Consider the following 20,653-nt stretch of genomic DNA (forward strand, 5'->3'; position numbering starts at 1 on the left):
TGTTTATACTAAAAACTACAGCCTATGGCAACCCGATTTTTTAACATCCTTGTTCCGGTTGATTTTACCGGAAAAAGCAAATGGGCAATTGCGAAAGCAATTGAACTGGCCAATAATCTAGAATGCAATATTCATTTAGTGAATGTTGTACACCGCAATATTTTTCCAGGCGTACCTGTTGACGCCAGTTCAATGACACCTTATGATTCCCATAATGCACGACTCAACAGTTATGACAGGCTGAAAGAGCTAGCTTCTTTTTACAGTTCGCAACTTTGTTGTAAGGGTAAAATAGAAATCAGTGTACTCGAAGGACAACCGGGAAAAGAATTATCAGAATATATCACCCGTTATAATATGGATATGGTAGTAATCGGTTTACCAAAATTCAATTTGCTGCAACGAATAATCTCTTCTGTTTCTATCAGTAGGCTGGCTAGAAAAACAAATGTACCTGTACTGGCCGTTCGCTCAGGCGGTTTGATCTATCATTTCAAAAAAATCATTTTGCCCTTGCATGATGAAGTGCCTGTACGACAGATCAAACTGGCTACGGCATTGGCCCGTACGTTCAAATCAACGATCTACATGATCACACTTCGTAAGGAAGAAAATATGCCGGAAAAAATAATTAATGAGGCTTTGGAAATGGTGCAAAGCATTTCAACGATCCCTGTCCAGGGCATTATACTCGAAGGAAAAAACCTGGCAAAGACAACACTGGATTTTGCCAAACGCATTAATGGTGATCTTATCATGATCAATCCACTAAAAGAATTTGATTTACCGGGTTGGTGGAACAAGATCACTAAAAAACCACTTTCATATGGCTCCCGGTTTCCTGTGATAACGATGAATCAAAAAGTGCAGGAGCCATAAAAAAGAAGCAGGACAATTATCCTGCTTCTTTTTAATATCTAAACAACAACTTACCTTCTAACATTTCAATCTTCAAACTATCCGCATCGTAATATTCTCCGTCGAGATGATATTGAATGGGAGAATCGGAAAGAACAACAATTTCCTTGGTCTTGAAATAATTGATGAAAGACAGGTTTAAGTGTTTCCCCTTTTCGATCTTTGGCAGATTAAGGAGCCGCTGCAAAGGAGTTAATGCATCTGCGATCACAACATCAAACAATCCATCATCTGCTTTAGCTTCGGGTGCAACATGAAAACCTCCACCGGCCCGTCGGCCATTGTTTATGTCAACCAATAATTTTCTTCCCGTCAGATTTTGTTCAGCAGATTGTATAGTGTAGTTTTTTGAATGATAGCTGAGAATTTTTTTCAGGATCATAATAAGAAAAGATGTTTTCCCTAATCGTTTTTTCTTTCCTTTTAATGCTTTAGCAACCGCAGCCTCAAACCCGATACCAACATCATTGATAAAATACCGTTCATTGCATTTACCAATATCAATGGGTTTAGGAGTAGCAGTTAATGCAAGCCCCAGTTGTTCATCAAATGATCTGTCACCATACAACATAAAGTGAAAATCATTCCCCGTACCGCCATTAAAAATTACCAGTGGCAATCTTATATCTGGGTAATGATTAATAAAATAATTCAATGTACCATCACCACCTATGATCCATACATCAGTGAAGCTATTAAAATATTCAGGCCAGTTTTCTTTGAATAATGTGTAGTTAATTTGTTTTTGAGAAAGTCCATTACCAATTTTCTCGGCCAAAATAATGGCTTTACCAGCTCCGGCAATTGAATTGCAAACAATAGCTATGTTTTTATCAGTGGTAGCAGGCATGGATAAAGCTAACTATTTTGAACAAATCCTTACTTACAATGTCTTCAGGTATTCTATCACCGCTTTTCGTTCCTCATTACTAAGCTTATCACCAAAATAGTGTCCGAGATTTCCATAGCCCGGTAGTGTGGTATTATAAACTGATTTGTTCACTGCCTGTTCGTGTACAGAAAATTTCCATCCCGGGTTTTCATAATCATATTGCGGTTTATTAAAATCCCTTGACCAGTACATAGGCCTTATTGAACTATTAAGTACCGTTTCCAATGTAGGAACAGAGCCGTTATGAAAGTACGGAGCCGTTATCCATATGCCATCCAATGGCGGAGCGATATATCCTTTGAAGGGTACCAATTGTGCGGGGTGATCACCGGTACTGAACCAACTTTTATTAAACCAATCTACAAATTGAGGATTGGAATAGTTGGCAGCCTGTAATAATGAATCAGTTTGAATAATTGATTGGGGAATCAGCAGATTGGGATACTGCCCGTTTTCTCCATAACTCCCATGACAATGCGAACAATTATTATTGAAAATTATTCTCCCTGCTTCTGCCAATTTTATATCAACCTGTTTTGGATATTCGGGGGGTTGTAATGAATTGATATATGCTAATACATCCGGCATATGTTTATCCACTTCCGCTGATTCAGTTGTATCATTCACTGTAAGCAGGTTAGATGCCATTAAAAATCGTCCGAAATCGCCCCGGCCAAAAGCATTGTAAAACATACCATTCTTTTTTTTCAACAACCACCATGCCGGCACATCTGATGGAATAACCTGTTCAGGAATCTCTATCTGAGGTTTTGAATTCCATTTAAATGTAACAGGATCTCTATGTGCCGCAAGTACCGAAGCAAGGCGATCAGCTGTGTTTACACCTCTCGTTTCTGTATAAAGAAATGGGCCAATCGTTTTCCCTACTTCAAAAAAATTTTCAGAAGCTTTGTACTTTTTCGGGTATAATGTTTTCAGCAGCTTCTCCGCTTTTTCAAGATTCTTTACATTAAGCACTTCCTGGTCGCTAAAATCAATAAATGTATTACCGAGCCCAATGTACAATTGCCCTTCAAAAACCTGCGCATGACACTGCAGGCAATTGGGTGCAATTACAATTTCACCATTAAATGCTTTTACTGCTGTATAATCATGCGGAATGCCTTCATTCACTGAATCCCTTTTCAGGTAAACAGTCGGTTTACCCATACCCATGCGGAAAATGTTTTCAGGCACACCTGCTCTTATATAATCACCATTGATAAGATAATGATATCCTTTTGCCGAATCACCACCAGTTCGTTGAGGACTGGGTGGCACAGGGACGGGTTCATCATTTTGTTTTATAAAAAACCTAAATGATAAACAAGTGATAAGAATAAAACTTAAAGCAAATAGTTTTTTCATGGCCAAGAAATAGAACAATGAAATTACTTCAGATTTGGAGTGCATTCAAATTATTTTCCGGTTAAAATAAAATGCTGAAATAACAGAAAAATCAGAGATGTCAAAACGAATCTTCTTTATTCTTTTATGTGTGATTATGATTATTATACATTTTTTCAATTTCCGCCGTTACCTCCGCAACCAGGTTACCCTGGGGTGTTAAAACAGTTACTGATTTTGCATACGCTGGTATCAGGTTATAACCGGTTTGTATAGTCATTACCGGTAAAAGGACTCCGCTGGCAGCGGGCCATTTTTCTCCCGCAAATTTCAGCTCTGTTAATGTATAGTGGCCTTCGGCAACTGCGTCGGGGCTGATCATAAAAATAAAAATATCGCTGTGTCCGATTGCTGCATGTATTGCATTATTATATTCCATTCCGACCGGCAGGTTGTTCCGGTCATAAAAGACCATATATCCATTATTGGTTAATGAGTAATAAACCGACTCCGCAAACTCCCGTTGATTAGAAGCATACGAAAGAAATACGTGATACTTAATGCTTTTATACTTTTCATCATTTTTTTTCAAGGTATAAGACAATAGATATTTTTCATAATTAGACTGATCTCTTTCATTAAGCAATTCCTGCATTACTGTTTTTGGATCTGAAAACCTTTTTTCATATGCCACACCAAGAACCCAACTCAACAAGGCTGATAAAAAAAGAATAACGCTGGCATAGCTGATGATGAGTTGAAACGTCACCTCTTTAATAGAGGCTTGCGTCCATACATAATTTTTACCTTCTATTCCCCCAAAACCATCATATAGTAATTGTGCATCAGAACTGATCTCGGGATTGTCAGCCCTAAATTTTTCAGCTATCGGTGTATATTGATATCCCTTGATGTATGTTCGGCGGGTTCCGTTTATATCTTCATACCGAAAAGTGCCATTGTTGTAAATACGCTGATGAAAAAACAATGACACAAGGAACAATAAACCAAGCCCAAGGCTTACCAAGATTGATTTTTCCCTGAGTCTTTTATTCCAGGCCGTATCTGTAAGAAAGTTGCTTACCAATGCAATAACCAATGCAAGTAATGGTGTACCTGCAATATGGTACCATTTCAGTTCACCTAGTTTTAATAGTAATGAAATCGAAAATCCAAGTAACGCAAAAAACAATGTAATTACTAAAACACGGTATTTAAGAATAAAAGACATAGCGGCTGTGTACTATTTTAGTTTAATCAGTATATATTTTATGTCTTTAAAATCTGAAATCAAAAAATTACTATAGGCAGGGTTTGTAAATGCTTCGCTTGTTTCAAATGTATCATATAATGGTTCTACATACTTTTTGTCCCATGTATCATATATTTCTATACCATAACGAGCTCTTGTAAGATTACCAATTGCCACATTTGCCGGACCACTACATAATTTATAAGTTTTTGTATTGCCTTTCAATGCAGGAGGGAAATAACGTACTAAATATCGTTTGGATGGATCTGCAAGGTCAGGTTTGTTTTTTGAGATCATCGTTTCACTCCAGATCAAAAAACCAAAAACACCTACTTCATCCTGATCAAAATCAGGGCCGGCATTTTTCCCGGCAGCTTCTGAGATAATTGGCATAACAAAACTAATTCCTTCTTCATAATTGGCCGGACCAGAGTTTTGTTTCATATTATTGATCAACCTGGTGGTTGTTTCAGGGCTCTCGGTATTTTCTAATTTGCTAAAAAGCATATACCTGCTGCTTAATAAGAGGTATGAAAGATCCTCCCATAAAGCTTTAAGCTGTTCGTATTCTTTGCTTCCTATACGCCTCAATGCAAGCATCGTCTCCTGCGCTACAGCAATGCTATTAATTAACTGTATAATTTCTTCAGCTTTAAGTTTCGATGTTTTGCTTATGTGTGATTTGTAATCTTGTAAATCCATCTGCATATATTCCCGTAACTGCCGCAGTCCTCCCGCATCTACCCCATCGTATTTTATTTTATATTTTGAAATATCGTCACTTAATATCCGAATAAGTTTGTCTATCGAATCATGCAACTGATTCTGGGTATTCTTATCCTTTGTCCTGTCCGACAGAAAGACATCTTTATTCTGTCGTTTTACGTCATTACTTATACGGGGCATTTTAGGTAGTATGACTTTATCGTTGCTCATTAAAGAATCTTTTCCACGCAAACCAGGATTTAAATAAAATAGCAAATCATACGCTGCAGGCAAGGGTAGCAGGTTAACAGATTCCAGTTTATTTACAACAAAATCCTCTTTTGATTGCCTAACCGGGGCAGCAGGTGTGAAGTCAATTTTGAAGGCAGTATCAAGATAAATTGTCGGTAGCCTCTTTCCATATTCTTTTAAATCGTTTTTTGTAAAACTTCTTTCTCCTTTCTTAAAATCCGACATTGTTACCTGCACTTTGATATTTGAAAAAGTCTGCATGCTGAAATAATAAATGCCATCCCTACCGGATGAGACAGTAGCTACTTTAGTATCATTTTCAGTATTGGTTATGGTGATCCTTGCACCCACTATTGGTTTTTGTGTTGCTTTTTCAAACACAGTTCCGGAATAAGACGATGAACTTCTGCTAACATCATCATAAGTCTGTTGTGAAAGACAAAAAAAAGGAACTGGTGTAAGTAATAAATAACAGACTATCCGATAACCATTAGTAGTAAAAATTGTTCTCATAAAAATGGTTTTTAATTGTTAAGAACAAAAACAGTGAGTTTTCAGAGTTTGCCGGAATATTAATGTGTAACACGGGTGGAATGACTTACAAGTTAACAAAGATTGAATCCGTTTCAATACCACTTTAAGAGTATTTTCTATTGACAGTAAGCTCTATATGCCACATTTACATGCTCAAGCCACCCGGCATCATTTTTATGCATTGTTCATGTTATCAATTTTTCTAACTAAAAATGAACAACATGAACTACAATCAGTCATGTGCCGCAAAAGGCAACTATTACGGAAACCGGCAAGGCCAGTTTATCCGATCAATGCAGCGTGCCGCTGTAAACATTTACAAAACTGAAATCAGTTATGAAATGCTGGTGTTTGCACCCGGTCGCATCAAAGAAAACTTTCATCTTGATGTAAAGGGAAATGAGTTGAGTGTTACTTATACTCCACCCGAAGGATTTCCAAGACCCGAATGGGTACTGCGTGAATACAGCCGCGGTGGTTTTGTAAGAACCTTTACGCTGGATGAAAGTATTGACATGACAAATATTGCAGCTAAATACACTGATGGTGTGCTGCAAATAAGTCTGCCGATCATCGCTGGTAAAGAAAATGTGAAGAAAGAAATAGTGATCAACTAAGATCTGTCTTTGCAATACAAACCCCGACGAATCGTCGGGGTTTGTATATTTACTAATATTATAAAAGAAGAAATAATTAGTATGTAAATTGCTACAAGCTTGCAGCCCATTTAAAATAAACACATGAAAAGATTCCTGTTTAGCGTTGCTTCATTTCTTTTTTTCATTTCAGTGATCAGCGCAAATAAAAATTATTCTGACACCTCAACTATTCTTGGCAAATGGGATATTACTATGAAGATCGGAGAAAGGAGTTTTCCGTCGTGGCTGGAAGTGCATCGTTCTGGTACAAAAATGCTGGTAGGTGAATTTGTTGGCAGCGGAGGCAGTGCAAGACCCGTCTCCCGTATTTATTTCAGCGATGGTAAACTGAGTTTTTCAATTCCTCAGCAATGGGATTTGCAGGATAGCGACCTGAAATTTGAAGCTACATTACAAGGCGATAGCCTGGTCGGTACTATCACATTACCTGATGGCAGAAAAAATAATTGTACTGCTGTAAAAGCCCCTTCTTTAAAAAGGACAGGTAATCCTGTTTGGGGGAAGTCTACTAAACTTTTTAATGGCACGGATTTAAAAGGATGGCATTCTTCAGGTAAGAATAATCAATGGATAACTGAGAATGCTATATTAAAAAGCCCCAAGGCCGGTTCAAATCTTATTACCGATGCTGAGTTCATCGATTTTAAACTGCATGTTGAATTTCGTTTCTCTTCTGAAGGCAATAGTGGAGTGTATCTGCGTGGCCGGTATGAAGTACAGATAGCCGATTTTGAAAAAGAATCTTCAGAGAAAGTTCAGCTTGGGAGCATCTATGGTTTTATTGCTCCAAGTGAAATTATTACCAAACCCGGTGAATGGAATTCATATGACATCACGCTGGTTGGAAGAATGGTGACAGTAGTGTTGAATGGAAAAACAATTATCTGCAACCGTGAAATACCCGGAATAACCGGCGGTGCGTTAAACAGCAGAGAAGCAGCGCCTGGACCAATAATGCTGCAAGGTGATCACAATCCAATTGAGTTCAGAAATATTGTTATGACGCCGGTGAAATAGTAAATATTTTTTTAACGTTATTTGAAATTTCAGGCTTGTATTTAATGTCAACGGCCTTGAAAAAACAAAATTGGTTTGACTTTCTCATGTTGAGCTCTATATTAAGGTCAGCGTTTTTTATTTCATCAGCGTTCAACGACCTTACTGCGTATATAAACCAGTTTTACATTTTTTCTGCCTGACTCCCGTTCATCAATTTCAAACTGACCGAGACTGCGGATCAGTTGCAATAATTTTTCAAATCCATAATTACGTGGGTCAAAATCGGGACGTTTCTTTAATAACATATTTCCAAGTTCGCCAAGAAAAGCCCAACCGTTTTCATCAGCAATATCATTGATGCTTGTTGTAACCAAACTGACCAGACTTTTGTCCGCTTTGCTTATCACTTTCTCTTTTTTTCGCAGATCAGCTAATTTTATTTGCTTGGTTGTTACTGCTTCAGTCTGCTCAAGAATTTCTATATAAATAAATTTATCACATGCGGCACGGAAAGCAGATGGAGTTTTCTGTTCTCCCATTCCAAATACTTTCATACCTGCTTCACGCAATCTTGTTGCGAGTCTTGTAAAATCACTATCACTGCTTACTACACAAAAACCATCCACACGGCCGGTATATAAAATATCCATGGCATCAATGATAAGTGCAGAGTCGGAAGAATTTTTTCCGGTTGTATAACTGTATTGCTGCACGGGAGTAATAGCATGATCAAGCAACACAGCTTTCCATCCTGTTACATGTGGTTTTGTCCAATCAGCATAAATACGTTTAAAAGTAGGTACGCCATACTTGGCTATTTCTTCCAGTATACCAGTTATGAGACGATGTGGCACATTATCAGCATCGATTAAAACAGCAAGCCGGGGGTCTTTTGAATTATCCATTTATAAAATTTGATTTACGGAAAGGTAATGATTAAAAAGCTGGCCGCAGGGAACCACTGAAAAAACAGAGAACCGCAGAGATACTTTCAAAACTCCGTGTAACTCGCTTACACTCTGTGCTTCTCTGTGGCCAGAAATTTTACAAACTGAAATACTATTCAGTACGTGGATTGCATCATCCAAACTTTAACTGTCTTCCCGGGTATTAAAGACTACCTTACTGGTTCTGCAGATAATACAATTTGCAGCTAAATCAATTTAAATGTCAAATCTTACGCAGGTGGTGAATGTGGACAAGAACCTGAAAGCACTTAAAAGAAGTGTGCATGCATCCGACCTGGATCAACTACTGAGCAGTGCTGGCCCTTTTACTTTTTTTGCTCCATCCGATATTGCTTTTGAAAAACTGGAGAAAGGGTTGCTGGAAAAATTACTGGAACCTCAAAACCGCGGCCTTCTTGCCGACATGTTGAGCAATCATATTGTAAATGGAAAAATCAGTTACCGGGATATGAAAGACGGTGATAAACTCACTTCTGTAAACGGTCGTGAATTAAATGTACTTGTAACAAATGGCACTGTAAGTGTTAGCGATATTCCTGTGCAACCCCGCGATGGAAAAATCATGAATGGTGTGATGCATATGATGGATTCTGTGATATTGTAATTCAAAAAAACTTTTATTGCTATTTACATTAAAATGATGCGTGTCTTATGCATCATTTTTTGTTATTGCCGGATTGTTGTCTTGCTGCCATTAAACCATTAAGTCCGTTACGCCGGTTAGGATGTGTTTTTATATCCTGCTCAAATGCTTCGAGTGCAAGGGAAGGTTTATTCATTTCCAGTAACATTTCTCCCAGCAATTCACGAGCGGGAATTACAGCTCCGGGAGTAACGGGATGTTTTTCCATTGCATCTTCCATATCTGCTGCTGCCCGCATTAACTCCAGTGCCTTGTCATTATTCCCTTGTTTGAATTCAAGCCATGCTTCTGATGCTTTGACCTGGACTGCTACCTGGGCCGCTTCCATTTTTTTATCTTTTGTTGTATTCAGCTTATCGTAAAGCGATTTTAAAGTATCCAGTTCTTTTTTTGCCTCATCTGTTTTATCCAGGTGTACATTACCTATCAATTTTGCAAAATGAATGATAGCTTCCTGCCACGGAAATTTTTCCCATGAAATATTTCCGTGATGAAGCTGCAGCATTGCGGCTTCCTTCCAGTTCTTTCTTTCCAATGCATAACGGGCAGGAGAAGCAGCAAAGGCATAAGCGACTTTAAAATTTACTGGATAGACCTCATTCATTGTTTGTAAATATTCTACCTGCTGTCTGGCAAGCTCATCTTCTTTTTTTTGTAAATAAGCATAAACCAGATAATCTATTGCGTGAAGCTCTTCATCCCAATGTCCTTTGATCCCTGCTTTTTCTGCATAACACTGAGCTGATGAAACCGACACAAGATTTGATTTGATACTTTCATCCCATAAACCAAGAGCAATAAAAATATGTGATGGCATATGCTGCGCATGCGCAGATGCCGGAGCAATGCTTGCATATTTTCTTGCAGCCGGTAAAGCTATTTCAGCGATCGCAGGATAATCTGCGTTATGAATGATATAATGTGCAATGCCGGGATGCAATGGCTCTTGCTGAAAGACAGGGTTTAACAGATCAAGAGCTTTTCGTTGCCTTGCATATGATTTATCGGTAGGATCCGCAGCGGCATTTAAAGCCAATGCATAAAAAACTACCGCCTCTTTATCTTCGGGATAGTTTTTATAAACTGCTTCCATTGCTTTTTCAAAATTCAATACACGGCTGCGATGATCCAGTTCTTCCGGATGCTCATAAAATTTTCCAATAGCCTCTATATAATCTGATTCACGTTTGGTTTTATTTTTAATTGAACGGGCTATTTCTATAGCTTGTTTTCCTTTTTGTAATTCTGATGGACCTGGAGGCATCCAAAGAGGATGAAAGTTACTCATTGCCACGCCCCAATAAGCCATTGCACAATCGGGTGACTGATCAATAACCTTTGCAAACATTTTTTCAGCTTCATCATATTCGAATGAATGAAGCAGGGCAATACCCGTATTAAAATCTTTACGCAATTCCGAAGGAACAGTAGCGTTAAAAGAAACTGTGCCGAAGACCTCACCTTCCTGCGGGCCGCAGGAAACGATCTCCCCTCTTTTTAGCTCCAATGATTTGACGGAAGAAGATTGGGTCTTGTTATTATTGTTGCAGGAAAATGACAGCAACAGAAAAAGCAGATTGCCAATGAGAACATGCTTACGCATAGAAAAGGTTATACTCAAATTTAAATATTTATCTGATTCAAACGGAAATGGATGGCGCAACTATATTAATTTGTTTTCTTGTTTTATGAAGAAGCTAGTTTCACGGATTCTTTAAACGCATTAACGATAAATGATGTATCACGATAAAGCAACGTTTCGTTTACAGTTATTTTCCAATTACCCTTACTATCCGGAGGTGAAAGACGAATAAAATATTTTTGTCCCATCGTCTCTCCGAATTTATTTATTACAATACTTGCAGGCAATTGCATTGCATAAATATTTGTGCCCCCATCAAGAGCTGAAATTTTAAAACCCGGTAATTGATTAATTGAGTTCATTATTTCTTTGAACCGGGTTATTGCCTGCTGAAGCCGGTCTTCCATTCCTTCCAGCCGATGAACTGCCATTGCTGCATTCAGCCAATTGCCAAACTGGTTGCCTCCATGAATTTTTATAAGATGCGGCATTTTATCAATCACATTTTTATCGCCGCATAAAATAGCACCGCCACTTGCGCCCAAATATTTATACAACGATATATAAACCGTATCAAAATAAGATGCATATTCTTTTATTGAAACACCCGACCATGCTGATGCCATATACAAACGGGCACCATCGAGGTGCAAGCCTATCTTATTAGCCTTACAATACTCGCTGATCTTTTTTATTTCTTCCAATGGCACCATTCTTTCATCTGTTCTACGCACAGGGTTTTCAATAGACACACAGCCAATGCCGCTTTTAAATACTTCTTCCTGGTCAAGTCGGTGATAGCTTTCTTTAAAACATCTGCAGTAAAATAGGTTTCGTTTTTTGCGAGTGGCATCAGCCGTTTGTTGAATATAGACTGTGCCGCATCGGCTTCATCCCGATACACATGACTTGTATCCTGTACAAATACTTTTGTATTCTCCCCACTCAGGACTGCAATAGCCAATTGGTTTGCCAATGTACCTGTTGGTACATATATCGCTTTTTCTTTCCCGGTAATGGCTGCAAATTTATTCTGCAATTCCTCAACGGCTCCGCCATTACCATAGCGGTCAACTTTCAATGGCTGTTTTGCATGTGCAAGCTGTAATTGCTCCAGGTAGGCAGCACCGTCAAATATTTCGCCATCACCAGAAAATCTTACAATTGGTTCTGCCGGTGGCGTTGGTAATTCATTTTTGTTATTTGCAAATAAAGACTGACCGGGTAATAGTGCAGGTACTGCGGCAAGGCCTGTTACTTTGAAAAAGTTTCTACGGTTATAGTTTGACATGGCTGAAGTTTAGTAGCCTAAAGTACGATTTGTTTTTGCTATAAAAATCTGAAGAGGCAATGGCATTTTTCAATCATCAAATCCCGGTCTATTAAACTCCATCGCCTGCGGAAATTCTTCTATTGCTTTTTGTTTTAGCTGGCTGAGTATTGATAAAGCATTCAGCACTATGTCTTCTGATACAGGTAATAACTCATATAATCGTGACCAAGCCATTATGCTTCTTTCAATAGCGATGATGGCGACTTTAGCGCTGCCATCACTGTCTTTCGGGTAACCATCATCTTCATCATCCTCCAGTTTTCCATGCAATGCCCGCTGTAGTTTTGCGTCTATAAAAAATAAATACCACTGGATGATCCCAAAGCAATCGCTGATTGAGATAACTATATTCATGGCATTTGCTTCTGATGTTATTCCCATCTGAACATAGCTTACCAGTTCATTTGCCTTGTCATTAATTTCCTCATTCTTCTTTACAAAGGGCATTGTTATCTTCTGGTATTGTTTACAGAGTTTTGTAAGAGGATGTTTTTTAGTTTCCGCATCTATAAATGTATTTCGCTGCTCATAAGCCTGCTCTTCATCTTTTGTCATTGGTTTATCCAGGTCAATGCCATGTTTCTTTGCTGCTTTATACAACAGTTTAATTGCATTCTGAAAATTTGAACTGATATTATCCCAGAAAGCTTTGTTGGTAATATCAAGCTGCTCAGGTGAAAGTTTGCTGGTGCTTTCATAATTGCGACAACGGGTAGTAAAACTGCAGCGTTCGCACCAGCGGTCGCAGTAGTTATAAATACCGGGGATGAATTTTTGTTTCATTGGATTAAGTTAGGAATAATTCAGTTTTATCTACAGGAGAGCCGGGTAAAAACCAAAATATTCTTACTAAATTTGAACTTCAAACCGGTACAGATATGAAATACCTTTTAGAAGTAGAAGATAAAAAAGATAAGTTTATCCTTGAAGTACTTAAAAACTTCAGGTATGTGAAGACCCGTCCGCTTTCGAAAAGGAATATGCTTTTCCTGACTGAACTACAACAATCCGCTGAGCAGGTAAAGCTTGCAAAAAAAGGAAAACTGAAACTGCAAAAAGCTAAAGACCTGCTGAATGAGTTATAATGTTGAGAACACAGATTACTTCGCCAAACAATTCAAAAGACTGGCAAGAAAATATCCTTCACTTAAAAATGAGTTAGGCAAGCTTATCACTTCACTGGAAACTAATCCTGAACAAGGAACACCAATTGGAAAACAGTGTTATAAAATAAGAATTGCAATTGCATCAAAAGGCAAAGGCAAGTCCGGTGGCGCAAGAGTTATCACCCATGTTTATATTGTAAGAAAAACAGTTTACCTGATTTCTATCTATGACAAATCTGAACAGGCAAATATTCCCGATAGCGTTATCACCAGTATTATAAATTCACTTTGATCGGCTTTTCGGTTGCGTGAGACATGCAACCGGGCTTTTTGTTTTGCACGAACCAAGGCGAAGAGATATTTTAAAAAAGTTTCTTCGGCTATAGTTTGACATGGCAGAGATTTGATAACCTAAAGTACGATTAATAGAGGTAAAATTTCCTTTGGATAGTTATGTAATAAAATATTTATTGGTAAATTCAAACAAAAAATTAATAATGGCTTGGAGATTTAGAAAAAGAATTAAACTTATTCCCGGTGTATATATCAACTTTAGCACAAGTGGGATTAGCACAACTATTGGACCTAAAGGAATGTCTTTTAATATTGGACCTGATGGAACATACCTAAATACTGGAGTTCCAGGAACAGGGCTATATAACCGAGTTCGTATAACGGAAAAACAAAACGCCCATTTAAGTCCGACGGAAACAAAACAAATTGCTGACAGACTTAAAATACTTTTGGAGCAATCTCATGATGGCAGTGAACAAATAAAAAGCCAATCGATAAATCAGCTTACAAGTCAAGGCTTTAATAATCTTAAACAAACAATTATTATCGCCAAAAAAGAATATGACGAAATTTCTAGTGACCTAATTAATAAGGGAAACCAAAAGACAATTATTGACACAAAAAACAATAAGCTACAAAGAAGCATATTTAAATTTCTTTACAAAAAGAGAATTGCCAGACTAATCAATGAATCCGAAGAATTAGGAGCGGAAATCAATGAACTAAATGAACAACTTGCCCTTTCATCAGTAGAATTGAATATCAACAATGATGAAACATTTGAAAATCTTTTTAGAAATGTAGAACAGGCTTATCATTTACTTTTTAGTTGCAAGAAAATTTGGGATATTACTACAACTAAGGAAATAGACAGAATACAAAGAAGAACCTCGGCTAATAGTGAAGTCAATCGTATTGACTCTAAAGTCTCACTAGAACATTCTGGATTAATAGCGACTAAAAGAACACCATTAAAACTACATAATCAAAATGGTGGAGATATTTACTTCTATCCAGGTTTTATAATCATACATGAACAAGCCCTTGACTTTGGAATACTTGATTATTCTGAACTTGAAATTGAGTTTACGACAATGAAATTTATAGAAACCGATTCAGTTCCGGTTGATACACAAATATTAAACTATACCTGGGCCAAAGAAAATAAAGATGGAACTCCTGACAAGAGATTTAAGGACAACTACCAAATTCCTGTAACAAAATATGGGCAGGTTACATTTATTTCAAAGACTGGACTTAAGGAACGTTTCTTATTTAGCAATCAGGATTATTCCCAACTATTTTTTAAGTCATTAGAAGAATATATCTCGGCAATAAAAACGGCAAATTCCTTATTAAAACAATTTTAATATAAACTGTTCCGACTGAACGTTGCGACGATTCATCATTATTGAGCTACCCACCAATTGTCCCTACGGGACAAGGAGAATGTTTGATGGTTGCCGAATAGAATTACTGAACGTACAAGTGAGTGACACAACAGACGCTTAATAGAAATATAAAAGCTGGTAATCAAAAATAACTACCGGCTTTTATAATAACTCTTCAACAAGGCTTCGACAAGCTCAGCCTGACACTCCGCTCAGGGCGGCACTCTACTACCTCGTCACTCTAATCACCCCTGCCCCATTGTACGAATGATATTCTCCGTTATACATGGCATCGGCGCTTACAGGCCCCATCTTATACGTTCCGGGTGATACGGCACGAACAGCGTAATAATAAGTTTGCTTGTTATTATGCAGATCAACAAAGAAATGAATACGATCGTCACGAACATCCAGCGCAGTTGGCGTCATGCCGTCTTTTATCCAATCCATACCCGGTATCTCTTTGGTGCGGGGGTTCTCAATTTCAAAACCCGCCGGTAACAGATCGGTGATCACTACATTCTCTACCGAAGTATTGAATGAACGTTCCAGTGTGATGCCGATAATGATGAGATCATTTTGTTTGAACGTAGTACCCGGCAGCGGCCCACCATTGCGGGAGTAAAAACGTTTCCGCACTTTCAGGTAACTGTCTTCTTCTTTGTATGCACCACTTGTACTGATGCCTTCAGCCTGCCAGAAATAATAGAGTTGCCCCTTGCCTTTTGTTGCTATTTCAATATTGGTTCCTTTCAGCGCTGCTGCATCGCCGCGCCACTGCCCACCATCTACTTTTGCAATTGTTTTTCCATTCACTTTAATTTCTGCTGTTGCATCAGCTGTATTTGCTTTGCGTGCCAGTTTACCTAATGCCAAAAATGCAAAGGCCCGTTCCTGTGTGCTGAGCCAGTATCGTGTTTTTAATTTCTGACTTACATGCTGCGCCATTATACCGATCTGTGCATTGCCGGGGTCTGCATCTATCAATGAATTCAATGCTATCGCTTCATCCCTTACATCAGAATAATAACTGCCGCCTGTCTGCGCAACGGATTCTTCACCTGCAAATGCAGCAGGCAACATTGCATTAAAAGATTTTTTATCCCCTGCTGTTGCATACGCTGCTGATAATAAATAACGGCTATCCAATGCAAGCAAGCTCTGATTGGCTTTGTAATAATTCATTGCCGGCACATTTGTTTTGCCAGCGAGAGCCAGTACATATAATCCATAAGCCACTTCTTTCGGCGCAATCTTTTTATTCTGGTTACGATTGTAATAATAAATTATCGTTTCCCGGTTCTTTAATTTGTTACTGATATAACTGAGCATAGTTTGTAATAAACTTTCATCATAATCAAACCCAGCCTTTTTTGCTTCAATTAAAAAATGCGCTGCATAGATCGTGGCCCACCAGTCTTCTTTTCCCTCACCATCCCAAAGTGTAACAGCGCCATTGTATAGTTGACGCATTTTTATTTTACGTATCGCTTCGAGAATGTTTGTGTTTGCATTCAGCTTATTCTGCTTATTCAGTTGCATCAGGTCGGCCATATCGCCATAATACAATTGCGGGAATGCAGCAGATACAGTTTGCTCGGTGCAACCATACGGATAGGTAACAAGATAGCGAAGATGATCACCGAGTTCCAATGCTGGTGAACGACTTACTACCAGGTTATAACTTACACTGGTTGGCATAAAATCACTTAGGCCGATGCTTATCGTTTTTGAACTGCCGCCTGTAACCGAACCACTGCCTGTAACTTTTTGTAATGTTGATGGCGGACGAACAGAAATTTCTGTTACATCGCGGAAGGTTTCGCCTAAACCTGTTACTGCAATATTTACTTTACCTACTGCAACAGTTGGATCCGCTACTACCTGAAATAATGCAATGCCTTCGCTTTTTGGATTTACCGAAACAGCTTGTTTGTTACTGCCAACAACTTTCATTGGCCCATCAAGAGTAATACTTGCAGTAACACTTGCTGCTTTCTGTGTAGTGTTACTCATTGTTACTGGAACCGTTACTGTATCGGCGGGGCTTAAGAATCTTGGTAATGCTGTACTGATAACGATCGGGTCAGCAACTGTCATCGTGTTTTCCCCGCTTCCAAAATTTTGTCCTTTATAACTTACAGCCATCAGGCGCAGTTCGCCGCTAAACTGTGGCACATCAAATTCAAAATTTGCTTCACCACTGCCGTTAGCTTTTTGCAAGCCACTCCAGTAGCTTACTACTTTCACTCTTTTAGCAGACATAGGGTTTACTCTTTTATCCATCTCCGATTCACCATCACCACCGGTACTACTCATTTTTGCACGCAGTTCAGGGAACAGCAAAGGATAAAGATCATAAGACATTACCTGCAATGCTTTTTTCTGGTAAAAATAATTGTAAGGGTCTGGCGTTTCAAAACCGCTTATCTGCAATACACCATTATCAACAGCCGATAATGAAACATAACTGCCCGGAGCTGCTTTTACTTTTACTTTCTGGTGTGTTTTGCTGCGTACATTTTTTGCAGCCGCGATCTCTACCGGGATCTTACGACTCTTTTCTTCCACTTTTATATTCTTGTATCCATGTGCAACTGTCAGGGGAATATCGGATTGCTCATGTGGCTTAATTAATGTTGCGGTTATATAAACGTTTGGCACATGTTCGCCTTTTAATGGCAAACGAACAGTTGCTGTTCTGCTTTCAACATTTACATATTGATAAGAGATCACATGATCTGTTTCCATTGTTACCAGCATACGGCCATTGAAAGGTGATTTCAATAAAGCCTCTACTGTTTCGCCGGTGTAGTATGATTTTTTATCAATTGATATTTCAACATTGCCTTCATTGCTTACTTCAAAAGAAGAATTAGTAATACCCCAACCCCAATTACCATAACTATAAAAGCTGCGTTTTATATAATTGTTACTGCCGGGATTGTAGAATCGAACTTCATAATTTCCCGGAGTACGGGGTACATAGGTATATTCTTTTGTTTTGTCAACATTGATCTCTGTTTCGATCATCATCTTATCATCCACCGAACTTACATAGCGGAAATAGCTACCGCTTTTTTCAAGCGATGTCCTGTATTCATGTTTTATCACTTCTACTCTTGCTTTGGCATTTACACCATTACCATCTTTATTTACCGCAGCGAGTTCGAATTTTACCGGTTGGTTTAAGGGATAATAATAAAACCAATCGTACTTCACCCCGAGAAAAACATTCTGCGTATAAATATCCAGTGAAGAAACACGGCTTACTGGGCGGCCAGTCTCATCAAATACAGTTGTATAAAATTTTGCTTCGAGCAAACCTTTATTTGCATAGGCGTCTTCGAATTCAAATTTCTCCGTCGCATTTCCCTGGTCATCTGTTTTACCCTGTCTTGTATCATTGTCAAATGTTGTGGTTTGATTGGCCATGGAAAAATTATAATCCTCGAATTTTTCAGGATCAAAATATTTTTGTCTCACTTGTATCTCCAGTTCATAGTTGCGGTTAGCAGCAGGCGGACCAAAAAAGTTCATAGCATTGATGGAAAGATTGGTTGATTCTCCTGCCAACAGTTTCTCTTTATCCAGTTTTGCATTTACACGAATACGATCGGGTACAAATTCTTCAACAGAAAAATTCTTTGTTCCCAGCAATACATCATTGGATGTATATACTTCCAATGTATAACTACCGGTAATAGCTGAATTGGAAATTTCAATATTGCCTTCGGCAGAACCCTCATCATTCAAACCCTTTCTGAATGTTTTCAATTCCTTACCATTCGGCATCAGGAATTTCATTTTGACAGGAATATCGCCGGGACTGTTCCATTGCCGGTCACGGATAACCACCGCAAAATTTATTTTTTCACCCGGACGATAGATATCTCTTTCGGCATAAATGAATGCATCGAGGCCTGAAGAATTATTTCTTTTACCTCCTACTTCAAATCTTGATGTGTTTACTCTTGTATTATTAAACGGCAGGTAGTTAAAATCATCTTCTGTTTTTGCGATCAGCATTGCTGGCTTAAAACCACTGAAATCCTTTTTTGTGTAAGCGATCTCTGCAACACCATCGCTGTTGGTAGAACCGGAGCCGATCAACTGGTTATTATTAGAATACAAAGTGATGTTCACTCCATTTACTGCACCAGCACTTTTAATGGAGTTTACAAATACCATTACTTTATCCTGTCCTTCCCTGGCGATCATTCCCAGGTCGGATAAAGAAATAAAGCGACTGTCACGTACCCAGTAATCTTCAGTACTGCGGATGGAAATATGATAGATACCCTTGAAGTCCTGGAGGCGATCTTCATATTCGGATAAATTCAGCAAACGTCCGCCACCTGATTTCTTTAATGATCGTGTATCGATCTCTTTTGAGAAGATCACATCGCCGAGTTGCACGTCATTTCCATAACTATCATAATCTTCTCCATCATCACCTCCATCATAACTTGAATAACTATATCCAGAGTTTTCATTTGGCGAATAACCATAACGTTCTGCCATCAGCAAGTTATTCTCATAGATCTTTGAAATGACCAATTTAACTTTTGTTGTATTCGTTATCTGCACTTCAATATTCTTTCCTCCTTTTTTAGAAAGATAAACACCTTTGTTGTTGGTGAATTTGACATTCGACTCGAGTTCTCCGAATGCAACACTACCATCATACTCCTCTTTTAATACACCGCCAATACGGCCACGAAGGTTTTTTTCAATCGTTAGTGCATAGCTTTTCTCCACATCGAATTTTTCACTTCGAATGATAAACCCGTTATCAGTGATCTCGGTTGTAAATGCTATAGCCGGTTCGAATTTGATAAATGATTTCAGATCTTCATTTACTACCTGCTGACTGGTAATAATAGTAACTGTGCCTTCTACCCCATCATGTTCAGCCTGCATATTCTGAACTGAAAGATTAAAGGCCGAAGGAATTAAAAAATTGGAAACAATAGGTTCGACAGTTGCATCATTTCCCACTTCTGGTTTCAATCCTTTTTCAATTGTAAGCTTTGCATCATAATCTTTGTCTTCGGACTTAAAATCTGCAAAACGGATGGAGATCTTATTATCCGGAGATTGAGTTACTAATGTATAGTCAGCTTTCTTTCCTTCCAGTTCAATTTTGAGTTTGTCTTTTATATCGGCCGGGTTTACACGATAGTTAAAGAACAGATCAACTTGTGGTACAGCTTTTTTACCGCCATCATCCAGCGGCACCCACATTACCTGCGAATTATCTAATGTAAGCTGTGGTGTATGAAAATTTATCTTATCTGCACTAGTTACTGAATTGTATTTACTAAAATGTAATACAGTATTTTTTACTTTTGCTTTATAAGTTGTCGCAGGTAATAATGGAGAAGATGGAGAAAATACAAGCTGATCGCTGCTCTCCCAACGAAACTTACCGGAAATTTTAGGTTCAAAAGAAACATAGTCTGTAGAGTCCCACTGGTTCAGCAAAGAATCCGGGATCAATGCTTTGCTGAAACGGAAAACAAGGTTGCCCAGGGTCGGCACTTCACCTTTAGCATTGGTATATTCAAGATTAACGCCGTTCTTTTTACAGGAAGACAAAAAAATAGTTCCGATAGCAATCAGAACTAAGACAGGTTTGATACGCATATACTGTTGATTAAAAGATTTGGTAGTGGAATAAAATTTAAGTTAGGCAAAATCCATCAAGTCCCGCCGGGGCGGGATTGATTCTTTTTCACATGAGTAAACTCATATAAAAATAAAAATGCTATCGTT

Annotated in this window: 17 protein-coding genes; 7 read left to right on the forward strand and 10 right to left on the reverse strand. The window is 38.4% G+C overall.

Features of this window, described 5'->3' with window-relative positions; translation table 11 throughout:
• Positions 1-24 precede the first annotated feature (24 nt).
• On the forward strand, positions 25-879 hold the full coding sequence (locus tag E6H07_02215) for a universal stress protein (protein TMI64752.1): 855 nt from the start codon (positions 25-27) through the stop codon (positions 877-879).
• A 31-nt stretch (positions 880-910) separates the two neighbouring features.
• Here E6H07_02215 and E6H07_02220 read toward each other — a convergent pair whose 3' ends face one another.
• The 4 genes from E6H07_02220 to E6H07_02235 all read right to left on the reverse strand — a co-directional run bounded on the left by E6H07_02220 (position 911) and on the right by E6H07_02235 (position 5,879).
• Positions 911-1,768, reverse strand: coding sequence for a YegS/Rv2252/BmrU family lipid kinase (locus tag E6H07_02220; GenBank protein TMI64753.1), 858 nt, complete (start codon positions 1,766-1,768; stop codon positions 911-913).
• Between the two features lie 33 nt (positions 1,769-1,801).
• Positions 1,802-3,223 (reverse strand): c-type cytochrome, encoded by a 1,422-nt coding sequence (locus E6H07_02225; protein TMI64754.1) that lies wholly within the window; start codon positions 3,221-3,223, stop codon positions 1,802-1,804.
• Positions 3,224-3,302: 79 nt separating this feature from the next.
• Complete coding sequence (locus E6H07_02230) at positions 3,303-4,388, reverse strand: toll/interleukin-1 receptor domain-containing protein (GenBank protein ID TMI64755.1); 1,086 nt, start codon at positions 4,386-4,388, stop codon at positions 3,303-3,305.
• 12 nt (positions 4,389-4,400) lie between these two features.
• Positions 4,401-5,879 carry a carboxypeptidase regulatory-like domain-containing protein gene (locus tag E6H07_02235; GenBank protein TMI64756.1) on the reverse strand — a complete coding sequence of 493 codons (1,479 nt, stop codon included), beginning with the start codon at positions 5,877-5,879 and terminating at the stop codon, positions 4,401-4,403.
• 242 nt (positions 5,880-6,121) lie between these two features.
• On the opposite strand from E6H07_02235, the gene E6H07_02240 reads away from it, so the two are divergent.
• Complete coding sequence (locus tag E6H07_02240; GenBank protein ID TMI64757.1) at positions 6,122-6,517, forward strand: Hsp20/alpha crystallin family protein; 396 nt, start codon at positions 6,122-6,124, stop codon at positions 6,515-6,517.
• Positions 6,518-6,640: 123 nt separating this feature from the next.
• Positions 6,641-7,576, forward strand: coding sequence for a DUF1080 domain-containing protein (locus E6H07_02245; protein TMI64758.1), 936 nt, complete (start codon positions 6,641-6,643; stop codon positions 7,574-7,576).
• Positions 7,577-7,701: 125 nt separating this feature from the next.
• Here E6H07_02245 and E6H07_02250 read toward each other — a convergent pair whose 3' ends face one another.
• Positions 7,702-8,463 (reverse strand): NYN domain-containing protein, encoded by a 762-nt coding sequence (locus tag E6H07_02250; protein TMI64759.1) that lies wholly within the window; start codon positions 8,461-8,463, stop codon positions 7,702-7,704.
• A gap of 262 nt (positions 8,464-8,725) precedes the next feature.
• On the opposite strand from E6H07_02250, the gene E6H07_02255 reads away from it, so the two are divergent.
• A complete protein-coding gene (locus E6H07_02255) occupies positions 8,726-9,130 on the forward strand; it encodes a fasciclin domain-containing protein (protein ID TMI64760.1) in 405 nt (134 codons plus the stop codon).
• A 52-nt stretch (positions 9,131-9,182) separates the two neighbouring features.
• Here E6H07_02255 and E6H07_02260 read toward each other — a convergent pair whose 3' ends face one another.
• From E6H07_02260 to E6H07_02275, 4 genes are all read right to left on the reverse strand, one after another.
• The gene (locus tag E6H07_02260) at positions 9,183-10,772 is read right to left on the reverse strand and encodes a hypothetical protein (protein TMI64761.1); all 1,590 of its coding nucleotides are present in this window, start codon (positions 10,770-10,772) and stop codon (positions 9,183-9,185) included.
• 83 nt (positions 10,773-10,855) lie between these two features.
• The gene (locus E6H07_02265) at positions 10,856-11,512 is read right to left on the reverse strand and encodes an aminotransferase class I/II-fold pyridoxal phosphate-dependent enzyme (GenBank protein ID TMI64762.1); all 657 of its coding nucleotides are present in this window, start codon (positions 11,510-11,512) and stop codon (positions 10,856-10,858) included.
• Positions 11,443-12,042: a hypothetical protein gene (locus tag E6H07_02270; protein TMI64763.1), complete on the reverse strand. Its 600-nt coding sequence runs from the start codon at positions 12,040-12,042 to the stop codon at positions 11,443-11,445. The genes E6H07_02265 and E6H07_02270 overlap by 70 nt, the downstream gene beginning before the upstream one ends.
• 69 nt (positions 12,043-12,111) lie before the next feature.
• Positions 12,112-12,867, reverse strand: a complete 756-nt coding sequence (locus E6H07_02275; GenBank protein TMI64764.1) for a hypothetical protein — start codon at positions 12,865-12,867, stop codon at positions 12,112-12,114.
• A gap of 95 nt (positions 12,868-12,962) precedes the next feature.
• Between E6H07_02275 and E6H07_02280 the strand changes: the two genes are divergently transcribed.
• The 3 genes from E6H07_02280 (at position 12,963) to E6H07_02290 (ending at position 14,854) form a co-directional block, all read left to right on the forward strand.
• A complete protein-coding gene (locus E6H07_02280) occupies positions 12,963-13,169 on the forward strand; it encodes a hypothetical protein (GenBank protein ID TMI64765.1) in 207 nt (68 codons plus the stop codon).
• Positions 13,159-13,482, forward strand: a complete 324-nt coding sequence (locus E6H07_02285; protein TMI64766.1) for a hypothetical protein — start codon at positions 13,159-13,161, stop codon at positions 13,480-13,482. The genes E6H07_02280 and E6H07_02285 overlap by 11 nt, the downstream gene beginning before the upstream one ends.
• Before the next feature lie 205 nt (positions 13,483-13,687).
• Entirely contained in the window at positions 13,688-14,854 is a 1,167-nt protein-coding gene (locus E6H07_02290; GenBank protein ID TMI64767.1) for a DUF4236 domain-containing protein, read from the forward strand.
• Positions 14,855-15,103: 249 nt separating this feature from the next.
• On the opposite strand, the gene E6H07_02295 is transcribed toward E6H07_02290, so the two are convergent.
• On the reverse strand, positions 15,104-20,524 hold the full coding sequence (locus E6H07_02295; GenBank protein ID TMI64768.1) for an alpha-2-macroglobulin family protein: 5,421 nt from the start codon (positions 20,522-20,524) through the stop codon (positions 15,104-15,106).
• Positions 20,525-20,653: the final 129 nt, after the last annotated feature.

The sequence above is a fragment of the Bacteroidota bacterium genome (genome assembly GCA_005882315.1).
Taxonomy (GTDB): domain Bacteria; phylum Bacteroidota; class Bacteroidia; order Chitinophagales; family Chitinophagaceae; genus VBAR01.